Raw genomic sequence first — 6,752 nt, 5'->3', positions numbered from 1 at the left:
AGGTCAGTATCTTTATCAACAAATTGATGCTCCGTGGCTTAAAGCACAGCTTATTTTAGATTACGATAATAATAGTGTGATTGAGTGCAAGGCCCACTTTATAAAAACAGATGATGATACACAGCATGCAATTGCTGTATCTGAAAATATAACAGCGTTGTTTAAAACGTTATTTGACCACGCCATTAAAAATGAAGTGGAAGATTGGCAACGTGCTATTTTTACAATGACGCGTAAAGGCCAATTTAACTTAAACTTTGAACGCGATAATAACGATGAAGAAGTAATCACTGCAGTTGAAATACATAAATAAGATCAATCACAATCAAACTTCACCACCCTTTTTAGAGATATTTATGACTACTTTAATTAAGCAACTTATATTTATATCGCTCGCTTTAACGCTAGCTGGGTGCGATAAAGTGACAGTGAGCACCGTTACTGCATTATTAGCGCCCGCTGAAAAAATACAGACGGCCTCTCCTGAAGCAAGTGACTTTCAGGTTAATGGCTGTAATTTAACCTATAAAGGCCAATCACTTATTTTTGATGCCAATATTGATGAATGGGTTAAAATACTTGGCCCATACGATAGAGTCACTCACTTAGCAAACGATGTGTATTATTGGGATGAGATTGGTATTGGTCTTTATTCTAAAACCAATAAGCACATAGCTCAAACATTGACCTTTGAATTTAATGAAACTATTGCCTTTAGTGAAGATGATATTAGAGTTACTTACGGTGAAGAAATGAAAAAAATTAAGAGAGAGGCCAACGAATCCCGCTCTAAAACACCATTTACTCAAACGCTCTGGGTTAATGGGGCTGCAATTAAAGGCAACTGGGATATGAGTAAAGTAAATAATCAATTGTATGCATTTAATCCAAAAAATCCCCATTATTTTGATGAGGCATATATGCCCACTATTTTTGGTTCACGTTTTGCTTGCGATAAAGAGGCCCCACCCTACTTTAATGAGGGCGAAATTGGCATTAGAGTAGATGTAAACCCACAAAATAAAAATGAAATAAAAGTGCTCAGCTTAGGCGTCACCCTCTTTTCTGAAGAATACCTAAAAGATAGAAAAGCCACACCGTCTTTTTCTTCTCGTTATTTCGAAAGTGTCGCTGAGCGAGTCGTTACTCAATAACTAAACGCTAAGGAAAGCCAATGCAACCCGATATTAAAAACATCCCGCACCACCTAGGTCAGTACCTTTATCAAAAAATAAAAGAACCGTGGCTTGAAGCGCAGCTTATTTTAGATTGCGAGAATAACAATGTACTTGAGTGCAAAGCCAACTTTATAAAAGCAGATGGCGAAACACAGTATGCAATTGCTGTATCTGAAAATATAACAGCGCTGTTTAAAACGTTATTTGACCACGCTATAAAAAACGAAGTGGAAAATTGGCAGCGCGCTATTTTTACTATCACTCGTCAAGGCCAGTTTAACTTAAACTTTGAGCGCGATAATAACGATGAAGAAGAAGTAATTACTGCTGTTCAAACACATTAAGTATTAATTTGCTCTTTAACAACATAGATGTTGTGAAGTTAGGCGCTAAAAATTAACGCCCTAACCTTTCACATAATGGCTGCTTTTTATGGTTAAATCCCTCATTTACTTCTCATTCTTTTCTCTTTGTGCAAACAATATTTAAGTAAATTATTCACAAAGAGGTTAAGAGGCGCTGCGCTTAAAGAGTAAAAGTACTATTAAATAGTCAGTTTGCTATTCAAGAAATATCAACAAGTTGGCAGCATGATGTGTATTGTCACAGCTTGATGAAATAGCGCCCAAAATAGACCAAGGCGTTAAAGGCGCAGCCAGTGAGATTGGCAATCGCGTAAACAAGGCTCTCGATGAATTCGAGCCGCCGAAAAGCAGCGGTATTGTGGGTAAACCTAAAAAGAGCGTTGCGAATGAATTAGATGCCCCGAAAGGGAATGATTTAAAGGGCACACAGGGTGAATTTATTGGTTCATACAAAGGGAAAAGCTTGACACTCAGCAATGTAGAGTTTGAAGGAATTGAATACTTAAAACGAGATCGCGCTGATTATAAAGCGTTACGGAGTAAGTTTGATAATGGTGTTCGCAAAAAATTCCTTGAATACTTATCCGGTAATCAAGATATATTATCCCAATTAGATAAACTTGGTGTTTCGTCAAGTGATATAGCGAAATTAAAGGCCGGACGTGTACCAAATGGATGGCAAGTTCACCATAAACTTCCTTTACATGGTGGTGGAACAAATGACTTAAGTAACTTAGTACTCATAAGAAATAGCCCTGAGCACTCTGCCTTCACAACTTTTCAAAAAAGCTACAAATGGGCTAGAAATTGGTGGTGTAAAATCAATTGACTGGCCATCTCCAAAAGGGAATGTATATCCGAGGTAACTATGAATGATGTAAATGAATTAATTAACTATCTAATAAAGAAAGATTCAGAGGAACAAACTCATTTTGGTGAAGGTTTTCTTCTAACACCAATTAGTTTAGATGAGTTAAAAGCTTTTAATGTGCATTTTACCAAAGCTTTCAATTTCCAACCTCCAAATGAACTTTTAGATATATTAAAGATATCAAATGGCTTTTCTGTAAATGGATTAAATGTCTATAGTGCTAAAGAACAAAATGAGCCATATTACTTAGCAGGAGTTATTGAAGCCAATCAAGAGTTTCATACGGAAGAATCTGTAAGTAATTTCGTCGCTTTTTGTGATGAAAGCGGCTCCAGGGTGGTTTATAACTTAAAGGTGAATCAATTTCAGATTGTAGACTCTTTCACGTGGGAAGAACTAGAAAGCTTCCCAACTTTAAGTCTGGCAATAAGATCTTTACTTAAAACAGCAAATATTTTTGAATAGATTCAATGACGCTAAGGACAGCACATGCAACCCGACATTAAAAACATCTCGCAACACCTAGGTCAATATATTTACCAGCAAATAGATGAGCAGTGGCTTGAAGCCCTCCTTTTTTTAGATTGCGAAAACAACAATATACTTGAATGCAAAGCTCACTTTATTAAACCTGATGACGAAACACAGCATGCAATTGCTGCATGTAGTGGTACACGGAAAACGATAGCATAATGAAAGATTTAAATTTAAAAAAAAGAGTTTCAATTACACATGATGAGTTAGATTCGTTAGAAATGTTTTTTAATATTAACTTACCGATTAGCTACAGGGAGTTTATTTTAGAATTTAATGGTGGATGCCCAGATAAAATTACTATAAAAATCAACTCTGAAGAGCGCGTATTGGAAAGGTTTTTAATAGTTTCAGAAGATGAAAAGCTCGGTAATGAGTTTAAGCAATACGAAGTTAAAGTAGTAATTGCTCAGATTGAGGAAAGACTTACAGCAAACGAAGACTTGGTTGGGGCCGAGGTTTTACCTTTTGCTTATCTTTATGGCGGTGATTTTTTATGCCTAGACTTCAAGAGGGATACAACAAACCCTAAAGTAGTAATATGGGATCATAATGAATCGGATGAATTATCGCCTGTTTTTTACGAAGCTTTTAATAACTTCCAAGAATTCCTTGATACGATGTTTCTAAGCTAGCAAATATCCATAAACTTTATGCTTGATCAGTTAATTCAAAATTTATTTATAATACTAATGATAGTATATGCAACTCGATATAGAAAACACCCAGCAACACCTAGGTCAATACCTTTATCAGCAAATAAAAGAGCCGTGGCTTGAAGCTCAGCTTATTTTAGATTGCGAGAATAACAATGTACTTGAATGCAAAGCCAAATATATTACAACTTAGTGCGTCTACATTCAGCGAATAATATTCTATCGTCTGTAGAATTTGAAATTATCAAATTAGAGTATCCAGTTTAAGTTGGCCAGAACATTACCTAAATAAAAAAGCGAGAACTTATGGATAATTTAATTAAAGATTGGATATGCTTTTGTCAAGGTACACAAGAATTTGATAAATCCCATTTCACTTATATATTTCATGAGGAAGGAATAATTAATAATATTAATCAGATGACACAATTCCTTCCAGAACAAGAGAGTCTAACTCAAGTAATAGAGAACGTTTTATCAATTAAAGAAGTCAAAAGAAGTACTAGTATTAGCGATGAAGCAATCGTATCTCATGCCAAAAACTTTATATTGGAACAAGTTAGTTTATTAGAAAACTTGGATGATGAGCTACGAAGTGCAACAAGTGATTTTGAAATTAAATTTGTAACGCCTACTGAGTTCGAGTCTCACATAGATGATGATATCCCGCATTATTGGCTTTTTGATGAGTTCGGAGACTTAATTAGAGACTCAAAAAGAAATGATAATGAAGTAACATTTGCGTTTTTTGAAGCCTTATTCGGGATCGATAATGACTATTATTTAAGTTGGTACATTGCTGCACCATTACTTGAAATTAATATAGATTTAAGTAGCTATTATGAACTGTGGAAAAACAATTGTCAGGTTTTATTGTTAGAAAATAAGCTGTTAATATTAAAGAATACATAAGTAAATTGATGAGCAATGGCATGAAGCACTCCTCATTTTAGATTGCGAAAATAGCAATGTACTTGAATGCAAGGCCCACTTTATAAAAGCAGATGACGAAACACAGCATGCAATTGCTGTATCTGAAAACATAACAGCGTTGTTTAAAACGTTATTTGACCACGCCATTAAAAATGAAGTGGAAGATTGGCAGCGCGCTATTTTTACTATCACTCGTCAAGGTCAGTTCAACTTAAACTTTGAACGCGATAATAATGATGAAGAAGTAATCGCCGCTGTTCCAACACGTTAAGTATTAATTTAACCCGTTTTTTAACAACATGGATGCTGGCTAGACGCTACAGCCATAAAAAATTAGCGCCCTAGCCTTTGGCTGTATTTCAAATTGGGTCCCTCATTTACTTCTCATTATTTTCTCTTTGTGCAAACAATATTTTAAATGAATTATTCACAACGCGGGCTAGAGGCGCTGCGCTTAAAGAGTAAAAGTGCTATTAAATAGTCAGTTTACTATTCATGAAATATCAACAAGTTGGCGATACGACCTACTGCTGCCACAGCTTGCCATAGACGGCATGCAAGCCACGATTAAACAGCTTGATGAAATAGCGCCCAAAATAGACCAAGGCGTTAAAGGCGCAGCCAGTGAGATTGGTAATCGCGTAAACAAAGCCCTCGATGAATTCGAGCCGCCGAAAAGCACTGGTATTGTGGGCAAACCTAAAAAGACCGTTGCGAATGAATTAGATGCGCCGAAAGGAAATGATTTAAAAGGGGCTGCAGCACTTAAGCTGGTAAGAAACCCAGCTCTTGATGCTCACTACAAAAACCTAGCGGACTATGAAGCGGCATATAAGAAAAAACTAGCCAAAGCAATAGAAAATGGCGACTCTAACCGCCGCATCGGAGCCTTTAAAGCTAAGCTCACTAAAGTTAAAGGTGAGCGGGCAGCTAGTACCTATATGGCAAAACACTTCTCTAAGCCACCACCACCTGCGAAAATGGAGCTTGGTTTTGGACCAGGCCCTGGTGTTGATCAAATATGGGCAAAGCGTGATAAAGACGACAATGTACTCGAATATTTTATTGTTGAAGCTAAGGGGCCTGGGGCTAAGCTTGGCAAAACAAGTAAGGGGTTCACGCAAATGGATGATGACTGGATTAAAATGAACCTTAATCGCATGAAAAAATCAAAGGATTATGACAAAAGCCAACTTGGGCAAGATTTATTGGATGCTATTGAAGATCAAGAACCTGGTATTAAAAAATTGGTGCTTGAAGCTGTTGAAGAAAGTGGCACTGTAGTTGGCGCAATATTACAACCTTTACCTTAGAGAATTAAGAATGTTAAAGTTAAATAAGTTTGAAGAAGATTATGAGCGTGTTTTTAATCGCGCCCCAAAAGTATTAGCAAAACGGGAGCCACAAATACACGACTTAAATTTGAGTTCGTATGATAGACAGCAGGCAACCTTTGTAGTTGCAGGTAAGTATATTGAGCTAGCTTATTTAAATTATTGGTTAGAAAACTTTGACCAAGTAAAACCCAATTTAAAAAAAGCCGCACCCTATGCGTTTTTATGCGGCTTCGACCCTGAGTTACATACCCATAAAAGCGATTACTCCATTCAAAAAGAGTTAAACATCTGTTTGTTGTTTGGTGAGCCGGAATTACTAGAACAAATAAAAGCGCTTGATTGGTCACTACCCGAAGATGATATTGTGCACCCTGCTATTTACCAATACGACCACTTATTAATGAAAATAGCTACAGGCAGTACTCCTACACAGCAGGATATTAACACCGCACAACAAGATGCTAAAAAAGCCAAAAATAAAGATGTATTACAATTTTTTGCCCCTTTAATTGATGCAATTAGTGCGCTTGCTTCAGGCGATAAGACACTATGGCAGTCATCAATTGACAAGGCTGTAGCTTGGCATAAAGATGAGTGCAAATTTGGTGATTACAAAGATATGGAAGAAGGCTTTATCTGTTTAAATGCGCTTACTATGGCTAAATTAGGCAAAGACATGTACGGCTGGCAATGCCAAACCAATTCACTTTATCTACCTTTATTTTTAATTGATTAATTTCAAATAACTCCGCAACAAGAGCACATAAACTATGAGCAGTTTAATTCACTTATCACTTATTGATGAGAACAGTTACCCTACTACGCTTAACGGTGATGATGAAAGCAAATACCAACAGTTACTTGAAATTACTGAAGGA

10 protein-coding genes and 2 pseudogenes are annotated in these 6,752 nt (G+C 36.5%); all 12 read left to right on the top strand.

Annotated features, from left to right (window positions below; translation table 11 throughout):
• Window positions 1–313: DUF600 family protein (locus tag P20429_RS20025; RefSeq protein WP_033027211.1), on the top strand; the 313-nt coding region annotated here is incomplete at its 5' end.
• Between the two features lie 43 nt (window positions 314–356).
• On the top strand, window positions 357–1,154 hold the full coding sequence (locus P20429_RS20950; RefSeq protein ID WP_007587098.1) for a hypothetical protein: 798 nt from the start codon (window positions 357–359) through the stop codon (window positions 1,152–1,154).
• A 20-nt stretch (window positions 1,155–1,174) separates the two neighbouring features.
• On the top strand, window positions 1,175–1,522 hold the full coding sequence (locus P20429_RS00700; RefSeq protein WP_007587097.1) for an immunity protein YezG family protein: 348 nt from the start codon (window positions 1,175–1,177) through the stop codon (window positions 1,520–1,522).
• Window positions 1,523–1,778: 256 nt separating this feature from the next.
• Complete coding sequence (locus tag P20429_RS20945) at window positions 1,779–2,372, top strand: HNH endonuclease signature motif containing protein (RefSeq protein ID WP_007587096.1); 594 nt, start codon at window positions 1,779–1,781, stop codon at window positions 2,370–2,372.
• A gap of 39 nt (window positions 2,373–2,411) precedes the next feature.
• Entirely contained in the window at window positions 2,412–2,879 is a 468-nt protein-coding gene (locus tag P20429_RS00705) for a YrhA family protein (protein WP_007587094.1), read from the top strand.
• 24 nt (window positions 2,880–2,903) lie between these two features.
• Window positions 2,904–3,074, top strand: a pseudogene (locus P20429_RS00710) (DUF600 domain-containing protein); the annotation flags it as partial.
• A 32-nt stretch (window positions 3,075–3,106) separates the two neighbouring features.
• Complete coding sequence (locus tag P20429_RS00715; RefSeq protein WP_007587090.1) at window positions 3,107–3,583, top strand: SMI1/KNR4 family protein; 477 nt, start codon at window positions 3,107–3,109, stop codon at window positions 3,581–3,583.
• 67 nt (window positions 3,584–3,650) lie between these two features.
• A pseudogene (locus P20429_RS20485) lies at window positions 3,651–3,788 on the top strand (DUF600 domain-containing protein); the annotation flags it as partial.
• 122 nt (window positions 3,789–3,910) lie between these two features.
• A complete protein-coding gene (locus tag P20429_RS00720) occupies window positions 3,911–4,516 on the top strand; it encodes a hypothetical protein (protein ID WP_007587082.1) in 606 nt (201 codons plus the stop codon).
• Window positions 4,517–4,520: 4 nt separating this feature from the next.
• On the top strand, window positions 4,521–4,808 hold the full coding sequence (locus P20429_RS20015) for an immunity protein YezG family protein (RefSeq protein ID WP_237715169.1): 288 nt from the start codon (window positions 4,521–4,523) through the stop codon (window positions 4,806–4,808).
• A 196-nt stretch (window positions 4,809–5,004) separates the two neighbouring features.
• Window positions 5,005–5,850 (top strand): hypothetical protein, encoded by an 846-nt coding sequence (locus P20429_RS20940; RefSeq protein ID WP_007587070.1) that lies wholly within the window; start codon window positions 5,005–5,007, stop codon window positions 5,848–5,850.
• Window positions 5,851–5,860: 10 nt separating this feature from the next.
• Window positions 5,861–6,610 (top strand): Imm49 family immunity protein, encoded by a 750-nt coding sequence (locus tag P20429_RS00730; RefSeq protein ID WP_007587069.1) that lies wholly within the window; start codon window positions 5,861–5,863, stop codon window positions 6,608–6,610.
• Window positions 6,611–6,752: the final 142 nt, after the last annotated feature.

This window comes from Pseudoalteromonas sp. BSi20429 (assembly GCF_000238895.1).
GTDB lineage: Bacteria > Pseudomonadota > Gammaproteobacteria > Enterobacterales > Alteromonadaceae > Pseudoalteromonas > Pseudoalteromonas arctica.
The sequence above is the reverse complement of the archived record's forward strand: the minus strand, read 5'-3'. Positions and strand labels throughout refer to the sequence as shown.

Bases quoted from the DNA above. Each gene is read 5' to 3' on its own strand.
- P20429_RS20950 (WP_007587098.1), top strand. From the start codon at position 357: ATGACTACTTTAATTAAGCAACTTATATTTATATCGCTCGCTTTAACG.
- P20429_RS00700 (WP_007587097.1), top strand. From the start codon at position 1,175: ATGCAACCCGATATTAAAAACATCCCGCACCACCTAGGTCAGTACCTT.
- P20429_RS00705 (WP_007587094.1), top strand. From the start codon at position 2,412: ATGAATGATGTAAATGAATTAATTAACTATCTAATAAAGAAAGATTCA.
- P20429_RS00715 (WP_007587090.1), top strand. From the start codon at position 3,107: ATGAAAGATTTAAATTTAAAAAAAAGAGTTTCAATTACACATGATGAG.
- P20429_RS00720 (WP_007587082.1), top strand. From the start codon at position 3,911: ATGGATAATTTAATTAAAGATTGGATATGCTTTTGTCAAGGTACACAA.
- P20429_RS00730 (WP_007587069.1), top strand. From the start codon at position 5,861: ATGTTAAAGTTAAATAAGTTTGAAGAAGATTATGAGCGTGTTTTTAAT.